Raw genomic sequence first — 22,424 nt, 5'->3', positions numbered from 1 at the left:
CGAGGCTGATTTCAGTGTTCTTATTTTTGAGGTTTTAGTCAATAAAAATAGCTGGTTACGGCCAGTCAATCTTAATTTTGACCGACCCGCTAGCATTCCCAAGATACCGTTCCTGCCCAGTTGGAAAAGAGTAGAGAGTCCACGTAATTGGTGTGGAAAGATCCTCCCAGCTACTACCCGTTAACTTATATGTTATATTGCCATGCACATTAATCACGCCAGGAAATGTAGCACCAGACAGATCTTGGAGAGTAGTTTGATTAGCCCTAACTGCGCCAACGGGTTTGTTCTGATCATTCACAAGGCTGATCAACCCTGTCTGTGTAGCAGTAGTCCCCGCACTAGAGGCACGGGTGAAACTAACGTTAACAGAGGGGCTCATACTTTTGTCTCCGCCCGTACAACTTACTTTAAGTTGAGAGGTAGCTGTGCCTAGCACTGTTTCGGTGTTTTGTTGTTCAACTGCGCCATAATTGATTGTTGATGGGGTAACAGCAATAGTACATGTACGGGGAATGTCAACCGTTACGATCCCCGATGCCACTCTAGCCTGAGTTGCATTACAGACAACTCCAGCAGAGCAATTCAGTAAATAATACGGGTAATTGCCTGGTGCAGCATTAGGGCCTGCAGTCACCTTAAATTGCCCATTGAATGCAGATTTCTGAACCTTATAACTACGACTATTCCCCCACGAAGAGTAGGATGCCCCATAATTGAATGAAGGACAGTTATAAATATGAATAGGATTCGAAACTGTCAAAACTCCATCTAGCGTGATGGATATGGATCCTTTAAGCAAAGTATAAATCTCTGGATTACCTATTGGTTGTACTTCGGATACTATTGTTCCTTGAACAGAGAGAACGAGATCGTTAGCAATCAGAAAACCTTTAGCTGCGCCATTAGAAAGTACTCCAACCTTAGCGACCCCATTGGCTAATGAATTTTGAGCGCACGATTTATCACTATTAGTCGCTCCTTCAAGTGTCGTTACAGAAAGATACCCTGCGGTCATAACTCCAACACCGTTGCCATCAGCAGCCCCTATTGCGTCGCCAGATGCTGAAAAAAGTTGTGAACTTTCTCCAGGCTTTAGCGAAATATCCATACCATTTGAAATAGTTGGAAAGACTATCATTGGTAGCATTAAGGCAACACGATAGGCCCATTGATATCTCTGTATTATTTTTTTATATTTATTCTCACTTTTGCTTTGAGCGAGATAAGATAAGCTGAGAGCTTGCCCATAAAATTGTTGAGAGTCATCTTGATTATAGACTTGTTTATCACCATGGAATTTTATCATTTTAATTCTCCTGTCGACCGTTGCAGTCAACGTTTTCTATTCGGGCCATTACTTAACTTAGCTGTATCAACTTTTTGAACTCTGTGATAACTGGTTTCTCAGCCACCGCTTTCTCTTGATCCGTAGGTTACGGTTGTACTTGTTTCTGCTCACTCATGCAGCGATAAGACACTTGCCGAATGGGCATGTCTGCAGACATGGTGAGATTACGTAAATCAAAATTCACTTGGCATTGTTGTGCAGCATCTTCACCCCACTTTACTAACAATTTGCCATTTTCTGGCAACCCCGTGAGGTACACTTGCCCTGAATCGCCCACAATACTGTTGATAGTTTCTGCTCCATCATCAGACACTAATGTTGCAATCGCCCCAAAAGGCACATATTTTGTTTCTTGTTTTAGAGTCATCAGTACTTGATAACCAATACGCGTGGTAAAACTAGCTTTGACTACCGCCCCTTTTGTTGGGTAGACGTTAACGTTTGATTGCACTAAATCCACATCCATCGGTAAGGTACTTGGGTCTAAACCAATGCTATTTTTGTTGTAATCCAATAAATAAGGGGAAACTGCATAACCCCGCCAATCTGTCACGGCCACTCCACCATTCACACTGACACCACTGGCACCGGGAGCACTCACTAACGCTACCGAATCCCCCATTGTACGAGAAAAAGTGACCCCTTCTGAGTGCACTAATACCCCACCACTGGCATTCATGTTGATATTCTGGCTGGTGTTGCTATAACTATAACCCCCACTAATGCTGCCCTTGTTTCCTTGGTAACCCACATTCACGTTACTGTTAGGCGTTTGCTCTTGATTTCCCCAACTTTGAGAAACGCTGTAAGACAGCTTACCGTCCATCACACTACCGCTTAGCCCTGTATTATTCTGAGTTCGTCCATTATTATCATGGGTCATTGAATAGGTGGCATAAATCGATTGCAGATTTTTATCCTGTGCAAATAGGCTAAATGGCACATTAACATTGAATGATAACTGTCGGTTTTCTGGCCAATTTCCTCGTGGGTCTTTCACACGGTCAATGTTATAGTTCACACCATAGCCGATCCCCTTAATGCTGTTACTATAGCCCAATGAAAGCCCAGTTAAGGTTCGGTTACTTCCCCAGTAATCATCGCGATTTGCCCGAAAATGCAGTGAACCATATTCCGCCATTTGTTGACTCAATTGTGTCTGGAAACTGCTGCGACGACGCTGTAAAGTCCACGGGCTCAGCCCTTCTTCAAGTCGATAACCTTGACTATTAAATTCACTAAAGCTGTAAAAATGCTCGGTTGAGTAACGCAATGCGGTAAGATCGACCGATGTGCCCGTCGACATCAAACTTTTTGAATAACGAATACGGTAAGATTGACCAGTTTGACGATCACTGCCTTGCTGCGCTGCACCACTAAATTTGGCTGATGAATGGGTCACATCCGTTGACAGCGCCCCGAAGTTCCCTAAAGAGAATCCACTTCCCAAACTCAAGGATTGATAATCTTTCGCCAATAACGTTCCACCGTACAAAGTGACATTATTGTGTAAACCGTATACCGCGGTGCCTAATACAAAATCTGAACGGCGAGAGTCTGTAGTCAAATTCCCATCATAACGGCCGGAGGCGAGTTCATATTTCCAGCCCCCTGGCCGTAGCATCACTGGCAATGAGGAATAAGGCACTACAAATTGACGTTCGCTACCATCCGCTTCGGTGATAGTCACATCATAGTCACCCGACAATCCTGCTTGTTGTATGTCATTAATATAAAATGCACCGGGAGCCACGTAGGTCTCATAAATAACGTTACCATTTTGGCGCACCGTGATACGCGCATTACTGTTAGCCACACCGCTTATCGTCGGTGCATAACCCCGCAGTTGAGTGGGCAACATTTGCTCGCTAGAGGTCAGCTGTACCCCTTTGAAAGGAACGCCATCGAAAACATCGCTATACGTGCTGGTTTCGCCAATCACCAAAATTGAACGTAATGCGCGAATATCGCGGGATAGCGTGGTGCTTGAAAAGCGGGTTTGCGTGTCTGTGGAAGAGGATTGGTTAAGCCCCCCACTGTATTCAAATCGCGTATGCGTCAAGGTGCTGCGTAAACGCCAAGGCCCCGCATTTGCCCCTGCACGTACCGACGCAAACAGGTTATTGTTGTGGGTTTTTAGTCCTTGACTATAGCTATTTGTCGAGCGCCCAGCACTGAAATTATAGTTAGCCATCAGCGCGGGGATCCCCTCATCCCACAGTGAGGGATCTGTATTGCGGTACACACTCGGTTTCATGGCAACCTGTGGCACACTGATGTCCAATCGCAGCCGCGCCAGATCTAATGTTGTCGTCGCTTGAGGGATCAGCGAACCAATATTTAAAATGGGCTCTTCTGCTGGTAAATTTTTGAGATCGGGAATCTGTGGCACATTCACGCCAAAGGACTCAAGTTGAGCAGGAGTGATTTCAGGAACCACATTCCCCTGCTCTGTTTTCACAAAGTTCATCGTATATTGCCCGGTATCTTGTTGGTTCACAAACACCGATACCGTATATTCTCCCTCGGCCACACCCCCTACTTGTGAAAAAGCCGACAAATCCACATCCGTACTTTCGCCAACCACTCCCAAAAAACTGGGGTCAAAGTAATCATCTGCCAAGGTAGGAAACGTGGCAACAACGAGTAACCAGACCAGTGGATGATAGTGATAGATTGACTTTAAATTGTTATTATAAATTGCTTTATTTGATATTTTCATAATTTCACTCTATCTCGCTTGTGCAAGGAACCCCCCGTTGCTAATTGGCATCAGGTAATTTTTTTGTCAATTTCCGATTATTGTGTTAGATGACGGCTGTTTGCTTCATAAGTACCACCTTTGTCATCAATCAATTGCCAACGCACTTCATTATTGGTGGCACGATTATCCAGTGGCCAATATTGCTCACTGAACGGAGCTATCATGCGAGCATTGCTTATATCTACCGCTTTTCCCCCCAATGAGAGGGAACTAAAAGTGACATAAAATGGTGTCGGATTTTTAACGATGAGCTGGGTTTTCGTCTGTGAAAACTGTAATTGTTCTTCGACTTTCTCAATCTGATAATCAGGTATCCCCGCAGGACGATAAAACAGTTTTAGGTTATTTTGCAGCACCATCGAAAGTTGGGCAGCATTGTTATTCGTTAACGTTTTCGGATCTGCTTGCGCAGGGATTGCCGTAAGTGATAAGACCTCGATTGTTTCTTTGTCCTGTGCTAGCAAATTATGTTTCTGGCGGATACGCAATGTTACCGTTTCTCCCGGTTCGAAACGCTGCAACGGGGGCAACACGATAAAAGAGCCAATACCTTGGGTTTCGTCTGAGTTTAAGTTTGGTGATTTGCCTTCATCTTCGGGCGAGCTAGGTGCTTGTCCTTCCCACGGCAAAATTAACGCCTGTAATAAATACGCCGACGACGTATTGTTCGTCACACTATAAGTCACACCATTTTTGGCATCATGAGGATAAATCACCCGCGTGGTACTGAGCGTGATGCCATTCATCTGATTAGAAATATTATCTGCCTGTACAGGAGCCACGAAGGCCACTAATAATAGCATAAGCCCCACGAAGCCCTTCCGACGGATGATAATGTTTTGCTTATGGATTAACATCTTCCGCTCCTGTTTGCACGGTAGCCTGATACATCTGGCTCATGTTGCCAAAATCACCGATCACCGCCCATTGCGCTTGGGTCACTTTGCCATGGACTGAGTAATGACGGGTTGAAAATGGGGCGAGCATGGGCTCGGCATTACGAAGATCGACCCCATGCTGATCTGTTTTTAATTGTGCAAGCGTCAGGTAATAAGGTGTTGGGTTAGTGACCTTTAATTGTTGGCCTTTCTGGCTGAAGGTCAATTTACGCGCCGCCTGCTCCACGGTGATGGGTAAATTAGCGGGGCGATAAAACAGCTTGATCACATTACGAACGCCAACGGAAACTTGTGCGCTGGTCATGTTTTCATCGCTATTAGCCCATTTTTTTGTGGAAGGGATCGCCAAAAAGCTGAGATAAAAGACAGATTCACGGTCATTTGGCAGCTTTTCTGCACCATTGCGCACAACCAGTGAGGTATTTTGGCTCAAGGCTTCTAACCGCGACAACGGTGGCGTTACTAAAAATGGAGGGGCTGGCATATCTGCATTCCCTTCCTGAGTGTTCATCACATCCACTTTTACCAAATAAACTTGCTCGCTATTATTTTTAATAGCCACTTTGGCACTATTATCGCCACCATTAAACACGACTCGAGTTTGTGTTAAACGCAATCCCCCTTCGGCTGCCAATGAAGTGACAGAAAATACCGCAGACATCAAGATGACCTGCAATTGGACACAACGGAAAAAACGATGGGTTAACATATCTACCTCGAGGCTAGTTATAAGCGAAAGTAAAGGTCACGGTCGATGTTAAAATACCGCCATTTAAATTGGCATTTGATGCACAGGCACCACAACTTAATTTGGCATTAAACGTTAAATTCCCATTCAAACCGATGACGCTATTTGTACCACCAGAAGGCCAATTTTTGGCATCCACTACCCCACTTTCAGCAAGGTTAGTATTCTCAGACCACCCTGAATTCCCTGCTGTTGACAGTAAAATGCCGTAGCCTTTCGCACTACTTGAAGCATCTGCAAACAATTGTGTTCCTTGCATTGAACTTGATGTACCAGATACCATAATTTTAGGCTTCATAAAGTAGCCATCACACTTCGATATCGTTAATGGTATTTCAAGGGATTCATTCCCCGCGGCAACGGAGTCCCGCATCACTGGGTCACCATTGTTAAATTTAAAATTTGGTGGAACAGAGATATCACAACCGCCTCCGTAAAAGGTAGCGAGAAATTTGACATCTTGAGATGCTGTGCCTGCATGAAGCTCAGCCATTGGCAATAACAGCCCAGTCATGAAAGTGAGTAACGAAAATTTTAATGTTATTGTCATAGGGTGCCTCAAAATCAGCCTAATCTTGTCTTAACTCGATAGCGCCTATTACCCTATCGAGAATTTGTATTCTACTGATATAAAAAATTAAAAGTGATCGAGGCGTTCAATGCGCCACCTTTCAGTTTAGTATCCACACATCCCCCGCAACTTAGAGTGGCTTTCATTGGGATTGTACCGTCCAAAACTGAGGCAAATTTGGTATTCCAATCGTTACCTTTGGCACTAATGGTGTCATTTTTGGCAAGATTGTCATTTTGAGCAAAATAGGTATTTCCCGCAGTTGATAGCAACACGCCATAGCCTTGGCTGGTGCTTGTCGGGGTGATAAAAAGGTCTTCACCTGAACTCGAGTCGATATCACCGGTCACTTTAATGGATGGGGTTAAACCATATCCATTACAGGCATCTAGCTTAATATCAAACATTTCAGAAATACCATTTTCATTGATAATATCGACAGCTTGTACTTCTCCAAAAGGCACAGACGGCGGTACTGAAATATCACAGGCGCCACCCACAATGCTTGCGGTGATGGTGGTGGTGGTAGTTTGTGCAGCTATCGCTGGATACCCCGTGAGCGAGATACCTAACACACTTGTAAGCAATAACATGGAGGTTATTTTTTTCATGCGTTGCATATTCTTGTCCTATTTGTTGTTACTGAAAAATAAGATTAAAAGTTAATGCTGCAGAGAACTTTCCGGGCACTGCATTGCCGTCAATAGGTCCGACTAACCCCACTAAAAAAATTTCTTCAACTTGATGATGGTTGGCTAAATTTAATGGCGTCAGGAACACTGGCTCACCTCGTTTAATAGCCTTATCTAATTGGAAAAAATCTCCCAATGATATTGGTGTGCCATCACTCACGCGCAACATAAAACCCACACTGTTCGGTATACCATCAAGAAAGATGCTGTTTTCGCTATAAGGAGTATTGCCGTCCAATGTTAATTTAGGGGTCAGCTCTGCTGTTTTATCAACACACAATAATTGTGCTCTTAATGGTTTAATTTCATAGGTCGTCGTTACCCCTTGAAAAGCGGATGTTCGCTGAGGGGTAAACTCCAATGAGCTGGGTAAGCGTATCTCGCATCCTATATCATCGTTAATCATGGCACTGATTTCTGTTTCATTTCCTTTAGCAAAAGCCCCCCCACATAAGAAGAGGAAGAGAAAGCCAAGGTGTTTATTGTACTTGCCCATGTGATACCTCCGCTCCACCGTAATCATTAATGGATATCCACTCGACGGCGCCTTGTTGAGGTACTTGGTGGTAGGTATAATCACTGAAAGGTGCAATCATGTTGTTATTAAGTTTCACACTTAATGGCACATTTTTATCGCCAATTTTGAGGCCTGTTAACGTGATATAATAAGGCGTTGGATTTGAAACTTTGACCCCCCCATTCGCGCGGGTAAATTTTAGTAATTTAGTCGCTTGCTGCTGGGTCATCCCCAGATTATTAGGGCGATAAAACAGTTTAATTACATTCCCTGTTGATACCTGTACTGTGCCACCGATATTGTTTTGTGGCTGCTCTAAATTATTTTCACTGGTTGGAATCGCTACCGTGCGTAAATAAAAGACTGACTCTTTATCTTGTGGTAAAACGGTGGCTTTTTTCATGACGCGCACTTGATTCGTAGTACCAGGCTCTAAACGAAATAAAGAAGGTGATACCAAAAATGGTGTTTCTCCTTTATCACCGAATGGGTTGTTTAGCACTTGAGCTTTAACAAGATAAGGGGTTAGTGATTGACTTGAGCTAGTAACACCGACGCTGACTCCTCTCGTATTGTCATTTGCAGTGAAAATCACTCGAGTGGTATCGATGGCAATGCCTGCCAACGAGGTTGTAGATAACCATAGCAGCGTACTGCATAACCCTTGCACTAATCGAATGTTTCGCATTTACGGATCCTCAACTCTTTCACGAGAAGAAGGCAAGGCAGCTATGCCGCCTTACCCAGTTATGCTCTGTCGACTTAATAGTATTAGTCAACGATGTAAGCGATCAGAACTGGCGCGCTATATGCACCTACATCTGGAGTTGCTGTGGTTGTTGCCATACCTACTTTAAATGTATATTGACCTTCAGTATTGCCCGCACCAATATCAACTACAGGACCTTTACCATTAGTGATGATGGTATTGGCATCATCTTGAATCATAAAACCAACAGTTTGTGAATCATTAGCAACGAACACATTTTGCTCGTTATTACCCGTAGAGGTAATACCTTGAATAATCAATTCACCGTTTTCACCGTCAGCACAGCCAACTAGTGTCACAGGCATATCGACAGCTTTAGTGATGGCATTAATTGCAGGGAAGCTTGCGTCTGCGCCACCAACTTTATTATTGAAAACGCCGACGTTTAATATTGATTTGCCTCCGTTGATAGTGACATCACAGGTAGTTTTAGTCAGGATCCCTTGCAGTGTCACTTCTGCAGAAGGTGCTGCCATTGCATTCAAGCTAGCGACAGAAAAACCAGCTAATAGAGCAGCAGAAAGCAGGTTAGTTTTAAACGACATAATTAAATTCCTATTGAATCAGGTTAAATAATAAATTGAGATAAACATTCAATTTTAAGAGTCATTGATTAATACCTCTTTATTTCAGTCCATAGAAATAAAGGTCATGCTCTTTTACCTTTAGTCCAAAAGAGCATTGCCTTTACCTCAGTGTAGTTTTAAATAAACATCAGATTTGTTGAATTTAATCAAAATTAAAATATATTTTCTCTATAATTCTAAGTGCATTTAGGTAACAAAAAATCAATCAAAAAAGGTCATACGTACACTTAAGTTACTGTAATATAAAAATACACTTAAGCATGTGCTTTATTTAAGCTAATTATAAATGAATAGGTCTATTTAAATGTTGCTATCAATATCAGAGCATCCCATATAGAATTGGCCATATAAAAAATAAAACATATGAATTAATTGTTAGATTACAGAAAAGCTCTTTACTATAGGGAGTCATGGTATTGCTATTTTCAGTTTATAGCACCTTGTAATTCTTTTAATTCAATAAAGCACTGCTATCAGCATAATTTTTTAAATCTTAAATAGGAGAATCGATTTAACATCCGACTAATAAATTTTTCTATAGGTACAGCAAATATATTCAATATCAATATAAGAAAATCTAAAATCATACGAGATACATTACGTTCACACGTGAAACTTGCTATTGAAAAATATCAAGTCACTCAGTTACCTCCCTTTCCTATCATTAAACGCTGAATAAATTTCGTCACTGATAGCCTTAGAGTATATTTGACGCTGTGTTAAGTTAAGAAATTTTTGTGAATGTAACAGCTTCATATTATACCAATCCTAATCCCCCTAACTCCAACCTACATCAGCATCACTTAAAAATACACGTTTTCTGTGTTTTCTTATTACTAACCTACGTGAGATTGCCTACAAAATCAAATTTCTAAAAAACACAAAGCCAATAATTTACTACAACGAGTAAACGAATTTTTGTGTACAAAAAATTACAAATGGCCTGAATATGGCATTAACAGGCAATCTCACGGAACAGTCTATTATGAATCATCTTTAAGCGACGAAATATAACACCAAAAATGAACATGTCAGGTTAAGAGAAAAGTTATTAATTTTTAAATTAGAATATTTTAATACTTTTAAATAAAATATATAGCATATCCAAATTAGATAATTTGATAATGATTTTTAAAAAAACACAATATTCTTATTTATCATAACGATAAATAAATTACCTCAGTGATATACACAAAAAAAACTATATCCAACTGTGTCTGTATGTAAAAAATATCATGCTTGATTGTATTTTTAAATTTTTTTTTGCATTGTCAGTTTTATGAAAACCACAGCGGCAATAATAAAAATGGATATTAAGGTCAAAGACATTTTTTATGATGACTTAAATATTTTTTATATAAAAATTATTTAGCGAGCTATCATATATTTCACTAGAGCGTGTTGATATTTCCGGTATAAAAATCAGTAAATAGGCTGTTATAATGGTTTCACCAAAATTCAAAATACAGAAAATGACTATGCCTAAAACCATGTAAACAGAGCAACAGGGCCGTAGACCATTTCAACTTATGCTAATATGGAGGCATTTGAACACCGAATGACCTTTGAAAGAATATTATATTGCGTGCAAATAGATTGCCTCTGGAGAGCGGTTTATAAAGAACTTGGGGATTGGAGAAAATATTTTGATTTTTTAACCTCTCCCCTCAAGAAAGTATCATTTTTCGGGTCGACAATAAAAATTTTACTTCATTGTCACATTTCGCACGAACTCCTTGCGGAAGAGCATACTATAGTCTTTCCCATAGAATTTCACGTCTGACACCTGATTAGCAGTAGCCATTTTAGTCATGGGGGAAGTGCCAAAGGTCTCTTTCAGCGCTTGCTGAGTTTTAGGTTGAATCAACCAGTTAATAAAAACAGCGGAGGCATTTGGGTGTTGACTATTTGCAGCGATGGTTACAACATTCCCTCCCCCTGGCATACCAAATTTGGGGACATAAAATTTTAATCTTGAAGTTATTGCTCCATTGTGTTGCAAGCCTAGCATATGATCTTCCCAAGCTGGAACCAACATCAACTCTCCATCATTTAAACGTGTGAGACTATCGGCGCCAGATGCGGTTTGCGTAATACTAGATTTGTTTTTAGTAAACCACGCCCAGCCAGAAGACCAACCTTTAATCACCTTTGGATCAATCTTCGTTGCACTGCTATCAAACTCACCGCTTTTGAGTGTGACAATACGCTGAATGAAGGCTTCACCAGCGCCTCCGTTATTGGGATCGTTATATCCAAAACGATTGGGATTTGCATCGATAAACGCCTGAAGGTCATTGAGCGTTTGAGGAAGAGCTTGATCGCCAAATTGTTTGGGATCATAGGCGAATCCAGTTTGATTTCCCCAAAAAGCGACGGCATACCCCTGTGTATCGATGTTTTGTATTGTATGAACTCCATTCTTATAGCCTGGGAGCCAGTCAACTTTACTGATTGCATTAGCTTTTAAAGTAATAGGCAGTTGAGCAATGGATAAGGCCATTACATCAATTTTACCACTCTGTTTTTTTGATTCGGCTAAAAGTTTATTCATATTTCCATCAATGGTTCCTTCTGAGATTTGTACTTTTATTCCATATTCATCTTCGAATCCCTTCACAAAATTACGCCACTGCGGCTGCAAGTACCAAATGTTAAATGTAACCTCTCCTTCTTGTTTTGCTTGCTTTATCACCTCATCCCAGTTAGGAAAGGAATTTTTATCTACATCTTGAGCGTAAGAGGTTGATATAACTGCGACTCCCAGTAAGAGCGCCAATGATATTTTTTTCATAATTTGACTACCTCTAGTGAATGTTATGCTTTTCCTGTGGATTGAGACAAATAATTGCCTTTTAACAGGCGCTCAATAATTATCATCAATATAACGTTGGGTATCACCAAGATCATTGAAACAACAGCGGCATCTGGACGTACAAAGGAATACCCTAAGAATGAATACAGTATCGTGGGAACAGTGATAAAATCTGGCGAGCCCAGTACAAATGAAATACTAAACTCTTCTAAACTTCGAACCAGACAAAATATTAATGAAGCCAGTAAACTTGGCTTTAGCATGGGTAAAAAAGCATTGCAGAACGTCCCCCAAAAACTAGCTCCCATGTCACGCGACGCGTCGATTATGTCTTGTGGTATCGACTTGAACCCCGCTGACATTATGCGAATTGAGTAAGGGAGCGTAAGAACGGTATGGCCAATTACAATGCTCATAAAAGTATTGCTGATATTTAAACTTATTAACATTGAACTGAAGAAGATACCGATAATCATGCCCGGCATAACCAGTGGAATGAGCGTTAGCATTTCCGCAACTGCTTTGCCTTTAAATGTCATTCTTCCGAAAGCATAGGCTGTAGGTGTCGCAAGCAATAAGCTCAAAATAGCAACAGCAGGAGCGATGGTATAACTATTGAAAAGCGCGGTTGCTAGCGATGTTTGTTCCCAAACAATTTTCCACCGCGCTAAAGATAATTTTTGAGGAAAAAGGTCTGGATAACTCCATGGGTGTTGTGGGTCAACCAAGGACCACAAGATTGCCATAGTAAAAGGCAAACCTAACCAAACAACATTAATGAAGATGAAAAAAATCAATGAAATTTTTACAACTTTCTGTCCATTATTGGTCTTTATGGTGTTCATTTAACCTCCCCCTTCTTGGTAGCCAACGGGGTTAACACAGTCGCAATGAGCAGCGTTCCAATCGCGGAAATTAACATTATTATGACGGCAATAACGGCTGAGTTATTCCATTCACCGTATTCCATTGCGGTAGCTTGCATCAGGCGCGCAAGGGAGTAAGTGTTACGGGGACCGGCCACAGAGAAGAATGCAAAATCCCCTACCGCACCAATAAAGATAAGTATTAGAGAAACTTGTACCGCGGGGAGTGTTAGAGGGAAGACGACATCTACGAATCTCCGCCATCTATTAGCACCGAAATTACTTGCCGCATCAAGTATCTCATCTCTAATCGAATTGACAGCACCGCCAACTAAAATCAATGCAAAAGGAAGGTTTTTCCATATTTGAAGAATGATAACCCCCCATCCAAAATCATCATTTTGCATACGCAATGGGGAGTCTGTTATTCCCAACAGTTGCAGTAAACTGTTTATCACTCCATGATAGGCGATGATATTTACAAACAAAAATGCAGCCACTAAACCTGGAATGAACATGGGTGCTCGAAGCACTCCGATCACAACCTCTTTTCCGTACATGGGTTGTCTTAGCCAGAGTGCGATAGGATATGAAAGCAGAACTGCACCAAACGCACCAAGCACCGAAACTTTTACGGTGTAATACAACGCACTAAGTAAGACGGAGTCACCTATGATGTTTGCCCAAAACGCCAGTGAAAATTCACTTTCCCCCGTCATGTTAAATAAACCGAAGCTTTGGGTAATAACGACATAAAAAGTTGATCCCACAGAAGAAGGATCGTTCCAAGCCCTGTGCTCATTAATAGCCATGCCTTTACCTCATTTTTCCAATTCATCTCTTCCCCTCCGTAACCGGCTCTAAAAAGTGAATTGCATCCTCTGGCAAGTAAAATTCGGCACGCTCTCCGATGGCAATAGGCGGTTTCTTCACAAGCTGCAAACGAACTGAGAGTGATTTATTATCGTTGGAACCCCACGCTTCAGTGAGATTGCCCATGAATGCCATTTTTTCTATGACTAAAGAAAATCTATTTTGGATAGAAGATGGGGCTTGAACAAATTTCGCATCCTCAGGACGCCAACAAATATAGCAATGTTTTGCTGAGGGAGGATTTGCGGATTTAACATAGAAGTTACCAAGCTTGCAGGCGATACGGTAGTATTCTGGCTGCTCAGCGGGTTCAACATGTGCCTCATCAATATTCGCTGCACCAATAAAATCCGCAACAAAGCGGCTGTTTGGGTGGTAATAAACGTCCTCTGGCGAGCCCACTTGCGCAATACTCCCTCCATTTAGCACAACGATTTTATCTGATATAGACAAGGCCTCAGCCTGATCGTGCGTGACATAAATCGAAGTTAGTTGGTAGAGGCGTTGTAGCTCTTTAATTTCAAACCTCACACTTTCGCGTAATTTCGCATCTAAGTTAGATAGTGGTTCGTCAAACAAAACCAAATCCGGCCTAGTGATCATCGCTCTAGCCAAAGCTACACGCTGTTGCTGTCCTCCTGATAGTTGTGATGGCATCTTCAAACGCTGCTCTACTAAACCGACTTGTTTTAGGGATTCTTCTAATCTTTCTTGTTGGTTGCTAATGGAGACTTTTTTTTGCTTCAAGCCAAAACAGATATTGTGTGAAACGTTGAGATGCGGAAACAAAGCATAAGATTGAAAACACATGGCCGTGTTTCTTTTTTCTGGTGGAAGGTTTGTTATAGGCTTGCCATTTAAAATGATCTCTCCACTATCTGGTTGGTGAAAGCCACTTATCATTTTTAACAAAGTGGTTTTTCCACAACCACTCGGCCCGAGCAAAGTGACAAATTCCCCCTCTTCAGCGGTAAGACTGATATCGCGGGCGGCATAAAAATCGCCAAATTGCTTTGTAACACCTTTTAATATCAGGGTAGACATTATCGGCCTTCCTTAATCGAAATAATTTCTTATTAAATTTACATATTAAATGTTATATTAATGTGATTTAGCTCATCAAAATAAAATAAAAGTAGAAATTTAATTTTAATCCTATTTAAATCAACTATATACATGGCGCACATAAAGTTAAAAATTTAAATGTTATTTTACATATTAAATTTAAATGATAAACTTAATCGAAAATAAATTGAGGGTTTTATCATGGATTTTGAATTTCATAGAGCAAAAGAAGGTGTTGTTTTAGCAAACAGTCACCGAGGGTATGCCAGCAAATACCCTGAAAACACCATGCCTGCATTCATTGGTGCATTGGAAGCTGGTACACATTGCATTGAGATAGATATTCACTTAACCGTAGATAATCAAATCGTGGTTACTCATGACCATCGTATAGATAGAGTCTCAACAGGAACGGGTTTTGTTGAGGAGATGACGTACACACAACTGTCTCGGTATGATTTCGGCGTAAAATTTAATAATAAGTTTGAAGGCACAAAAATACCGCTACTGAAAGATGTTATAAAATGGGCTGTGGCCAATCAGGTTGGATTGATTGTTGAAGTTAAGCAGCGGCGTAGAGTTGATGAATTTATTGAACATCTAGTCGACGTCTTAAGTTCAGTTCCGAATGCGATATCACACATTCAATTACTTGGATTTAATCACGTATTAATCAACAAAGTAAAAGAAAAGATACCGCAATTAGCATTGCAGGTTGTCACTATTGAGCGATACAATGACCAATTAGCTGCCGTTTCTGCCTCAAATGCAAGTTGTGTTTGTGTGGAATATGAGTATACACATATCGACGATTTGAGAGCATATAAGGCGGCGGGGTTGGGTGTACGGCTGTACTTGCATGAAAATAAAAACGGCATCTCCCCTTTAGAGCAATATCTACTTAAATTTGGCTGTGACTGTCGTGCTGAAATCATTGAATGGCTTCAAGAAGGCCTTATTGACATTCTCAGTCATGATGATATTCCGTATTTACAATCTTTAATTGAGGATGCAGGGCTACAATGGAATTAATTTATAGTATCGGAAGTTGTCAATGACAGATAAACCAGAAGTATTGGACCTAAAGCCAACTCAACGGTTACTACTGGAATTAATTCGCAGGTACGGACCGATTTCCCGGGCCGAGTTAGCTAAATTATCCAACTTAACACCTGGCGCGATAACACAACAATGCCGTGAGCTCATTTTTTCTGGGTTAATTGTTGAAGGTGAGAAGAATATTGGACAAAGAGGCCAACCTTCTCTTCCTCTAAAACTAAATCCCGGAGGAGCTTGCTCAATTGGCGTCTCCTTTAGTTCTGGTTTTATTGATCTTGCGCTTGTTGATTTTTGTGGAAAAAAAATTTTCAGCACATCAGAAGTACATCTAGAAAACCAACCTCTCATAGCCACTCTTGACCAAATTAAGAAAATGGTTAATAGCACGCTAAAAAAATTGAAGCTTCAACATGCCAGGATCCTTGGCGTAGGATATGCTGTACCCGGCTTCGTGAAATCAGATGGAAAAAAAAGACAATGCGTTACTTGGCTAAAAAGCTGGCGCGATGCCGATCTGCAAGCTGAATTTCAGGCTAACCTCCCTTGGCCGACTTGGGTTGAGAATAACGCTAATGCTGCTGCTATTGGAGAATTGTACTCAGGTCAGTGGAATCAATACCGAGACTTAACCGTATTAGAACTAGGATATGGTATAGGTGCAGGGATTATTGCAGATCATAAATTACTGACGGGCGGCTTTAGAAATGCTGGCGAAGTTGGTATGGCCTTTCCTACTGGAACTCATCGGCCATCTTATAAAGATTTGCTCGGCACTCTCAGTGCTGCGGGTTACGATGAAAAGGAATTGCTTGGTCTTATAAAGAAAAAAGATATAGTTATAGAGACTTGGTATCAACGGTCATTAAAACAACTTGAAGACACTGTTTTAGGATGCCTTCAATGGTTAGACCCACAACTTATCATAATTGGCGGAGCAATGCCGAAAGAGATAACTTCTCGCTTTGCAGAAGATATCACGGATTGGTTGCAGTATCGTCTTGATCCGGAAAGACCTATGGTTAAAGTAGTTCATTCATCAATAGGTTCAGAGAGTGCCTCGCTTGGTGCTGCCATGCTATCTCTATATCAAATAATTAACCAATGATTGAAGTGCCTCAATGTGTAAAAACGAGCATCTAATCTATATAGGCAAGGTTTTATAGACTTTATACGGGGTATCAGTTTAGCGACAAATCGCTGATTACCACAGTGCCTTTTGAATCACTGACGCACGACAGAATAATCTGGCAGGTACCAGTATAAATAACCGGTAACTACCAGAGCAGCTTAAGCACAAATTAATTATTACTTGGTGCAAGTTCGATTAGCCATTTGTTCCAATTATTTTCATCTAATTGTTGAGTTGTACGTATTTTCCCATAAAACAAATCATAGTAAATTGAGTAGTTAAATAAATACAAATATTCATTTGGTTGATTTGGTGATAGCGGATTATCAACGTAGTACATTGCTTGTAAATGACCTTTCATATCCTGTTTAAATAATGTGGCTTTATTTTCTGGGTCGCAATCAGTTCCCCAACTTGCATCGTTGTAAAAACCACTTATTTGTAAGCAATGTGGTGTGTCTGAAATAGGAGAATATTGAGCTGAATATATTTGTATTAAGCTGCCATAGCGAGGCGAATCAACTACCTTTGTGATCAAACTATCTATAAAAATATTTTTGGTGGTTACTTATTATTATTGTGTATTTTTCTTATTTTACAAATTAAAAGGTCAAAAAAAAATTATTCGTTTAATATTAGCTATTAATTGATGATTACTTTTTTAAAAGCAATCTTAATTTGAAAGAAATAAAGCCAATTAAACCATTTAATAATGAACATTCCATAACGATATAGGTTTAATTGCTCAATGGAACTAAAATTCGCTATGTATTCAATGTGTGGTTTTTCATGATAAGGGAGTATAAACGGGAAGCCCAAAAATTTTATGGACGGTTTATGGTAACTTTACTCCTGTGAAAATATCATTCTAAGTTATTGCAACTTAAAGCAACTACCGTCAATCGCTTAGAGTATGAAGTTGCAGTCAATATTCCTATTTCAATAAATATCACAAAATAAGCGCTTGTAAATAATTCTGTTTATTTATCCTTCAACAAATGAAACCGTTTAGATAGCCTCATGAATACATGTTTTGCTTTCCCTAATGTTTTGATTATTTATTATTCGTCACAAAATAAATTTGTCTGAATACCGATAAGGTCTTCTCATCGGTACTCTTTCCTGCATTATCGGGGGGATGCAAAGTAGGAAGGCACTGTAGCATTTTACTTGTTCTTTCATGTTTACTGACAGGGTGTAATGCCATTCAGCATAACTATAAACTTCTCATGTTACTCAATGCTCAGCGCCCTTCTTTAAATGAAAGAACTAATTTTTCCAGCCTAAACTCTTTTTCTTCATTCTTTTAAATTCGTTCCGCACATTTTCAATTATATTTATTTGCCCTTTTGTCGGCTCACCCTCTAACATGATGACCTTCTCCAATAATGATAGGAATGTCTCAACCATTGCGGGCGTAAACTGAGTAATACTTAATTTCAGTATATGAGGGATACTTTGATCAAAGTTTATTTCATTATGTACAAGGTGTGATGATGAAGAAAACAAATCCACCGCATCTTGAGTTTCTAGATTAAAATTCTCTATAAACAGGTTAATAACCGTTTGTTTTTGTTCACGGGATATTTCACCTTCCTGCTTCAATGCACCAACAATAATAACCGCAGCGGCTTCCGTTGCCGTCGTCAAATTATAGATTGGTTTTACCCCATATTGTTTTTGCCACTTTCTCCGTCGGGCCCAAGTAAATGGATTAAAGGAATTAAGGTCTACACCTGAGTTTTGTAATGAATGTAGCGCCCATACAAGCGCAGCTAATGCTGAAATTGCTGCTATAATAATATGCATACTAAGACCTATCCGATATCCTTATGACTTTGTTGTTCAATTTATCTTAAATTAGATGCAATAAAAAAGGGATGATGCTTAATGGAATGGGTTCACAAGTTAAGCTCTTTTTCTTCATAAGTCAAATTATTATGGGCAGAAAAATGTGAGGTAAAAGTAACGAAATTAAATCAAAAAATATACACAATATTCACACACTGTTTGTTAATCGATTTTTTAGACCAAATTTTGTCTACATGTGAAGTGTACGTTCTTCGTCTGTATGTCCAGACTAGCTTGACTGCAGTTCGACACCACCTGCCTTGTTGAAGATTTACTTGCGGCTACTTTAGTACTAGTAGCCGGTATTTATTTCATGGAAAACAATTGTGCTGTCTTTGTTTTCGATAAAATAATATATGTACTGCTCAATACCGTTATCATAAGTTATCGTTAATCTGAGTTTATTAGGTGGTAACCACTTGTAAATTACCTCGACATTTTCAGTCTGATACTCAACATTATTTTTAGGTAACTGGTTTTTAAGTCGCTCTTGACGATATAGATTAGCTTTGTACGTTGTATAAATCTGTGCAATTTTTTGGCCTTTAAACTCGCAGAGATATTGATAACTTCCGTTAAAGACCAAATCTTCACTCATATTTAGGCAGGATTCATAGAAATTTTTTGATTCAGGGCTTAATTCAAGATTTGAGGCATACCCATTACTTATTACGGCTAACGACACTAACACCCCTACTTGGATGATCAACTTCTGCATCATTATCTCCTTATTTTCCTTTTTAATTATCTCGTAGTTTAACCATGTTAAGAAATGCAGAATTAAATGTTTACAAAGCGAAGAGCTTTACTTTTTTGTTATGATAAAGATGAATAAATTACATTGATCTACAGATGACAGCTTTCACGCTCTCTAATCTACCACTGTATGGTGATGGTATGCTGAAAGCCATACAGGGGCGAACAAATTAAATATTGGCTATCATTTATCAAAATTATTAGAGATTAACGTTGTAATATCATTAGGATATATTATTTCGTTGCTCCGGGTTAGTTCATCTAACTCCCACCAATAGTAGCGACTAATAACAGATTTTTCGTTATTAGACCATCCATTAGTGTGGATCTCTTCTTCATTGGAAAAGACGATAAAAAAGCGCTCTTTTGCTAGCACCGTTTCGCCACTGGGAAGTGTCATTTCAAAAGTTCTTTGTGCAACACATTTTCCAATATTATCCCTGATAATGCCGGTTTCTTCTTTCAGCTCTCTGATAGCCGCTTGTTCAAAAGATTCACCATGCTCAACACCACCACCTGGCGTTGCCCAGTATGATCTGCCAGCTAAAGCATCGTTCGTATGAACAAAGCGAAATAGTAATACTTGTCTAGACGAATTAATAATCAGTAATCGGGATGAACACCGAACACGCATAGCTGATATGACCATAGTGAGTTAATAAGATATCACAGCTTAAACAAATAGTTATGAATGTAAAGCGAAATCAATCGAGATAACGGAATGGTTTGTTTATAAAAAATAACTATCATTTTAGCTTTATTAACGAGTGGGCTTGACATAAGAAAAGCGACATTAGTCATAATACTACTAAACAAGCCTGAGATTTCAATAATACATCTTCTATGTGGTTCTTTAAGTGCTCTATTGTGACATTATGGATCCATTCGCATTGATGTAATGCTAAAAAATGAGATACTGACAAATAGAAAAACTTTCACTGATTTAACTATTTTATTTTTCAGGAAGCTACTATATGCATCGTAACATCATTTATATTGCAACGAGCCTAGATGGTTATATAGCAGATGCAAATAACCAATTAGATTGGTTATTCTCTATCCCTAACCCAGGTCAAAACGATATGGGCTTTTCGGATTTTATGCAAAGAATTGATGCTGTTGTTATGGGTCGAACGACTTTTGAAACTGTATGTGGTTTTGATGGAGAGTGGCCATATGATAAACCAGTGTTTGTCTTGTCGAACTCAATCAGAGAAATACCAGTAAAACTCATAGGGAAAGCTGTTCATTTAGTGCGTGGCGAGATTAAAGATGTAATAAGCTCAATACACTGCGCTGGGTTTAAAACGCTTTATATTGACGGAGGTTCTGTTGCGAAACAGTGTTTGGCAGAAGATTTAATTGATGAAATGATAATCACTATTGTCCCAATTCTGTTAGGTGATGGAATACCTTTATTTGGTAATATGAAAAAACCGCTACAGTTTATTCATGTTAAATCAGAGCGTTATTTTGACTATATGGTTAAGAATACTTGGCACCGCCAGAGAAAATAATTTTGTCAATGTCGCTTTACATATTCGAATTAGAACTATCTTTATTTTTCTGTCGAATACTCGATGTGTACGGCAAAGTCCTCATCATTTATGAAAAATGAAAACAGTGAATTTGTCTGTATGTCTGTTATGCGCCACTTCTTGGTTTGTTGAGGATGTGATTAAATATCATAGAACATTAGAGAGTTATATCTCAGTGCTTTTTGACGCAAAATTTACCCTTGATGCCTTAAAAGAGCCAAAAGTCATAGACTCAGCTCTGACAGAAAAGCGGGAAATAGCTATTTTTAACTGCGAGTGCCCGCTTAATTTTAAGTGCATATCATTAATTTTGAATGCCATACCTTTCACTTGAAAACTCGAGAGTTTCTAATTTTTGAGGCGCAAACAAGCCTCTCATCAGAGGCTTTTCTATTTCTCGGAAACAACAGCGCTTTAGCACATGATAATCACGCTAAATAAACTGAACCATAAGAACTAGAGCAATGGCAGCATGATCACAAAAGCAATTTCAAGCACTGTATTAAAAATAGCGAGTTGTAAAACTAATCGAAGAAACAAGGGGTAGCTTCATTTTTTATTTAATATTACTAGTCGTACAAACCTATCCTTTGTTACCGTTTTATTCCAATTTAATATATAAAAACATTTTTTATATTGAAAGTGACATTTTTAAATTTGAATTATAGAAAAGGCAACACATTAAGTAATATTCTTTTTTACAACGCGAGTCATTACCCCCCTACTTTCTTGATAGAATAATAACATCAAGAAAAATAATAGCTTTCCATAATACACACCTATACGAAAGACAGTTTTTTGAAGCGCAGTAAACTATAACCCCATCCGAAATATCAAAAATTACATATCGTAATTATTCACTTAATGTATCCGTTTATTTTCTAGCTATATGCTGATTTTGATATAATATAACTATATATAAACAATCAATCATTTATTTAATCATTAATATGAAAATGAAAATTCGAGTAATATAATAAATATCGAAAGATTATTTATTATAAAAATAATTATATCTTTCATATGTATACTAAATTTAATGAATAAAAATATATAAAAAACAATCGATTGATAGAATAAGTGTTTATACCTATTAAGATTTTTCTTATTCCAGCAATGATTCACTTATTTAATTATTAACGCGGTTAAATTGTGCATTAAAATTTAACTAAGCAGAAAATGAGTTTTTAAAGTATTAAAGATTCATATTTCATTTTAACTTTACAAATAATATGAGAGGATTTTATGAAAGTATTAACACTAAAAGAAGTTAAGTTAGTTTCTGGTGGTACTTTTAATATCTGCAAACCATCTATTAGTAATGTTCAACCTATAACTCAACCTACTGTTTCGGCTACTACAGTGCCATCAGTAAGTGTTTCAGTGCCAAAAGTAACAGGCTCTTCAATATCAACGAGTAAAATTAGTTGGTCCTATAATATTGATGCTTCTGGTAGCACTGTTAACTCTATCAGTATCACGTTTTAAACCTAAGTGAAATAAAGCAACTATCCAACTTGCTTTATTTAAAAAAGAATGAGATGTGGCTAAATAACGGACAAAAATTTAGCTAA

21 protein-coding genes are annotated in these 22,424 nt (G+C 39.1%); 4 read left to right on the top strand and 17 right to left on the bottom strand.

All coding sequences use genetic code 11. The features are described 5' to 3' along the window. Window positions 1–55: 55 nt before the first annotated feature. From PSF11_RS02445 to PSF11_RS02385, 13 genes are all read right to left on the bottom strand, one after another. Entirely contained in the window at window positions 56–1,309 is a 1,254-nt protein-coding gene (locus tag PSF11_RS02445) for a hypothetical protein (RefSeq protein WP_072502276.1), read from the bottom strand. A 127-nt stretch (window positions 1,310–1,436) separates the two neighbouring features. Continuing rightward, complete coding sequence (locus PSF11_RS02440) at window positions 1,437–4,073, bottom strand: fimbria/pilus outer membrane usher protein (protein ID WP_072502277.1); 2,637 nt, start codon at window positions 4,071–4,073, stop codon at window positions 1,437–1,439. Window positions 4,074–4,150: 77 nt separating this feature from the next. Then, entirely contained in the window at window positions 4,151–4,972 is an 822-nt protein-coding gene (locus tag PSF11_RS02435) for a fimbrial biogenesis chaperone (protein ID WP_081368623.1), read from the bottom strand. Beyond that, complete coding sequence (locus tag PSF11_RS02430) at window positions 4,959–5,723, bottom strand: fimbrial biogenesis chaperone (protein ID WP_053110177.1); 765 nt, start codon at window positions 5,721–5,723, stop codon at window positions 4,959–4,961. Before PSF11_RS02430 ends, PSF11_RS02435 begins: the two co-directional genes overlap by 14 nt. 13 nt (window positions 5,724–5,736) lie before the next feature. Then, complete coding sequence (locus PSF11_RS02425) at window positions 5,737–6,312, bottom strand: fimbrial protein (protein ID WP_014656013.1); 576 nt, start codon at window positions 6,310–6,312, stop codon at window positions 5,737–5,739. Window positions 6,313–6,383: 71 nt separating this feature from the next. Then, window positions 6,384–6,953, bottom strand: coding sequence for a fimbrial protein (locus PSF11_RS02420; protein ID WP_072502278.1), 570 nt, complete (start codon window positions 6,951–6,953; stop codon window positions 6,384–6,386). A 19-nt stretch (window positions 6,954–6,972) separates the two neighbouring features. Beyond that, window positions 6,973–7,521 carry a fimbrial protein gene (locus tag PSF11_RS02415; RefSeq protein ID WP_053110175.1) on the bottom strand — a complete coding sequence of 183 codons (549 nt, stop codon included), beginning with the start codon at window positions 7,519–7,521 and terminating at the stop codon, window positions 6,973–6,975. Beyond that, window positions 7,505–8,230 (bottom strand): fimbrial biogenesis chaperone, encoded by a 726-nt coding sequence (locus tag PSF11_RS02410; RefSeq protein WP_014656016.1) that lies wholly within the window; start codon window positions 8,228–8,230, stop codon window positions 7,505–7,507. The genes PSF11_RS02415 and PSF11_RS02410 overlap by 17 nt, the downstream gene beginning before the upstream one ends. Window positions 8,231–8,313: 83 nt before the next feature. Next, complete coding sequence (locus PSF11_RS02405; protein WP_014656017.1) at window positions 8,314–8,856, bottom strand: fimbrial protein; 543 nt, start codon at window positions 8,854–8,856, stop codon at window positions 8,314–8,316. Between the two features lie 1,747 nt (window positions 8,857–10,603). Beyond that, window positions 10,604–11,692: an extracellular solute-binding protein gene (locus PSF11_RS02400; protein ID WP_072502279.1), complete on the bottom strand. Its 1,089-nt coding sequence runs from the start codon at window positions 11,690–11,692 to the stop codon at window positions 10,604–10,606. Window positions 11,693–11,715: 23 nt separating this feature from the next. Then, on the bottom strand, window positions 11,716–12,558 hold the full coding sequence (locus PSF11_RS02395; RefSeq protein WP_072502280.1) for an ABC transporter permease: 843 nt from the start codon (window positions 12,556–12,558) through the stop codon (window positions 11,716–11,718). Next, a complete protein-coding gene (locus PSF11_RS02390; protein ID WP_336298696.1) occupies window positions 12,555–13,097 on the bottom strand; it encodes an ABC transporter permease in 543 nt (180 codons plus the stop codon). Before PSF11_RS02390 ends, PSF11_RS02395 begins: the two co-directional genes overlap by 4 nt. Window positions 13,098–13,413: 316 nt before the next feature. Beyond that, complete coding sequence (locus PSF11_RS02385) at window positions 13,414–14,496, bottom strand: ABC transporter ATP-binding protein (protein ID WP_072502281.1); 1,083 nt, start codon at window positions 14,494–14,496, stop codon at window positions 13,414–13,416. A 222-nt stretch (window positions 14,497–14,718) separates the two neighbouring features. Between PSF11_RS02385 and PSF11_RS02380 the strand changes: the two genes are divergently transcribed. Both PSF11_RS02380 and PSF11_RS02375 read left to right on the top strand, forming a co-directional pair. After that, a complete protein-coding gene (locus tag PSF11_RS02380; RefSeq protein ID WP_060561030.1) occupies window positions 14,719–15,549 on the top strand; it encodes a glycerophosphodiester phosphodiesterase in 831 nt (276 codons plus the stop codon). 22 nt (window positions 15,550–15,571) lie between these two features. Continuing rightward, complete coding sequence (locus PSF11_RS02375; RefSeq protein WP_004919995.1) at window positions 15,572–16,681, top strand: ROK family transcriptional regulator; 1,110 nt, start codon at window positions 15,572–15,574, stop codon at window positions 16,679–16,681. A gap of 193 nt (window positions 16,682–16,874) precedes the next feature. Here the strand turns inward: PSF11_RS02375 and PSF11_RS02370 are convergent, their stop codons facing one another. The 4 genes from PSF11_RS02370 to PSF11_RS02355 all read right to left on the bottom strand — a co-directional run bounded on the left by PSF11_RS02370 (window position 16,875) and on the right by PSF11_RS02355 (window position 19,946). Beyond that, window positions 16,875–17,243, bottom strand: coding sequence for a hypothetical protein (locus tag PSF11_RS02370; RefSeq protein ID WP_053110172.1), 369 nt, complete (start codon window positions 17,241–17,243; stop codon window positions 16,875–16,877). A gap of 731 nt (window positions 17,244–17,974) precedes the next feature. Beyond that, the gene (locus PSF11_RS02365; RefSeq protein WP_053110171.1) at window positions 17,975–18,514 is read right to left on the bottom strand and encodes a hypothetical protein; all 540 of its coding nucleotides are present in this window, start codon (window positions 18,512–18,514) and stop codon (window positions 17,975–17,977) included. A 334-nt stretch (window positions 18,515–18,848) separates the two neighbouring features. After that, complete coding sequence (locus PSF11_RS02360) at window positions 18,849–19,274, bottom strand: hypothetical protein (RefSeq protein WP_223854787.1); 426 nt, start codon at window positions 19,272–19,274, stop codon at window positions 18,849–18,851. Window positions 19,275–19,496: 222 nt separating this feature from the next. Further along, on the bottom strand, window positions 19,497–19,946 hold the full coding sequence (locus PSF11_RS02355) for an NUDIX hydrolase (RefSeq protein WP_042116606.1): 450 nt from the start codon (window positions 19,944–19,946) through the stop codon (window positions 19,497–19,499). Window positions 19,947–20,286: 340 nt separating this feature from the next. Here PSF11_RS02355 and PSF11_RS02350 point away from each other — a divergent pair, with 340 nt between their 5' ends. Then, window positions 20,287–20,829 carry a dihydrofolate reductase family protein gene (locus tag PSF11_RS02350; RefSeq protein ID WP_004920011.1) on the top strand — a complete coding sequence of 181 codons (543 nt, stop codon included), beginning with the start codon at window positions 20,287–20,289 and terminating at the stop codon, window positions 20,827–20,829. A gap of 1,266 nt (window positions 20,830–22,095) precedes the next feature. After that, window positions 22,096–22,338 carry a hypothetical protein gene (locus tag PSF11_RS02345; RefSeq protein ID WP_004920016.1) on the top strand — a complete coding sequence of 81 codons (243 nt, stop codon included), beginning with the start codon at window positions 22,096–22,098 and terminating at the stop codon, window positions 22,336–22,338. Window positions 22,339–22,424 lie beyond the last annotated feature (86 nt).

Origin of the sequence: Providencia sp. PROV119 (genome assembly GCF_028482435.1) — a bacterium.
GTDB classification, from domain to species: domain Bacteria; phylum Pseudomonadota; class Gammaproteobacteria; order Enterobacterales; family Enterobacteriaceae; genus Providencia; species Providencia stuartii.
The sequence above is the reverse complement of the archived record's forward strand: the minus strand, read 5'-3'. Positions and strand labels throughout refer to the sequence as shown.

Bases quoted from the DNA above. Each gene is read 5' to 3' on its own strand.
- PSF11_RS02415 (WP_053110175.1), bottom strand. From the start codon at position 7,521: ATGGGCAAGTACAATAAACACCTTGGCTTTCTCTTCCTCTTCTTATGT.
- PSF11_RS02380 (WP_060561030.1), top strand. From the start codon at position 14,719: ATGGATTTTGAATTTCATAGAGCAAAAGAAGGTGTTGTTTTAGCAAAC.
- PSF11_RS02375 (WP_004919995.1), top strand. From the start codon at position 15,572: ATGACAGATAAACCAGAAGTATTGGACCTAAAGCCAACTCAACGGTTA.
- PSF11_RS02435 (WP_081368623.1), bottom strand. From the start codon at position 4,972: ATGTTAATCCATAAGCAAAACATTATCATCCGTCGGAAGGGCTTCGTG.
- PSF11_RS02385 (WP_072502281.1), bottom strand. From the start codon at position 14,496: ATGTCTACCCTGATATTAAAAGGTGTTACAAAGCAATTTGGCGATTTT.
- PSF11_RS02355 (WP_042116606.1), bottom strand. From the start codon at position 19,946: ATGCGTGTTCGGTGTTCATCCCGATTACTGATTATTAATTCGTCTAGA.
- PSF11_RS02445 (WP_072502276.1), bottom strand. From the start codon at position 1,309: ATGATAAAATTCCATGGTGATAAACAAGTCTATAATCAAGATGACTCT.
- PSF11_RS02345 (WP_004920016.1), top strand. From the start codon at position 22,096: ATGAAAGTATTAACACTAAAAGAAGTTAAGTTAGTTTCTGGTGGTACT.
- PSF11_RS02440 (WP_072502277.1), bottom strand. From the start codon at position 4,073: ATGAAAATATCAAATAAAGCAATTTATAATAACAATTTAAAGTCAATC.
- PSF11_RS02390 (WP_336298696.1), bottom strand. From the start codon at position 13,097: ATGTTCATTCCAGGTTTAGTGGCTGCATTTTTGTTTGTAAATATCATC.
- PSF11_RS02400 (WP_072502279.1), bottom strand. From the start codon at position 11,692: ATGAAAAAAATATCATTGGCGCTCTTACTGGGAGTCGCAGTTATATCA.
- PSF11_RS02365 (WP_053110171.1), bottom strand. From the start codon at position 18,514: ATGCATATTATTATAGCAGCAATTTCAGCATTAGCTGCGCTTGTATGG.
- PSF11_RS02425 (WP_014656013.1), bottom strand. From the start codon at position 6,312: ATGACAATAACATTAAAATTTTCGTTACTCACTTTCATGACTGGGCTG.
- PSF11_RS02420 (WP_072502278.1), bottom strand. From the start codon at position 6,953: ATGCAACGCATGAAAAAAATAACCTCCATGTTATTGCTTACAAGTGTG.
- PSF11_RS02430 (WP_053110177.1), bottom strand. From the start codon at position 5,723: ATGTTAACCCATCGTTTTTTCCGTTGTGTCCAATTGCAGGTCATCTTG.
- PSF11_RS02410 (WP_014656016.1), bottom strand. From the start codon at position 8,230: ATGCGAAACATTCGATTAGTGCAAGGGTTATGCAGTACGCTGCTATGG.
- PSF11_RS02405 (WP_014656017.1), bottom strand. From the start codon at position 8,856: ATGTCGTTTAAAACTAACCTGCTTTCTGCTGCTCTATTAGCTGGTTTT.
- PSF11_RS02360 (WP_223854787.1), bottom strand. From the start codon at position 19,274: ATGCAGAAGTTGATCATCCAAGTAGGGGTGTTAGTGTCGTTAGCCGTA.
- PSF11_RS02395 (WP_072502280.1), bottom strand. From the start codon at position 12,558: ATGAACACCATAAAGACCAATAATGGACAGAAAGTTGTAAAAATTTCA.
- PSF11_RS02350 (WP_004920011.1), top strand. From the start codon at position 20,287: ATGCATCGTAACATCATTTATATTGCAACGAGCCTAGATGGTTATATA.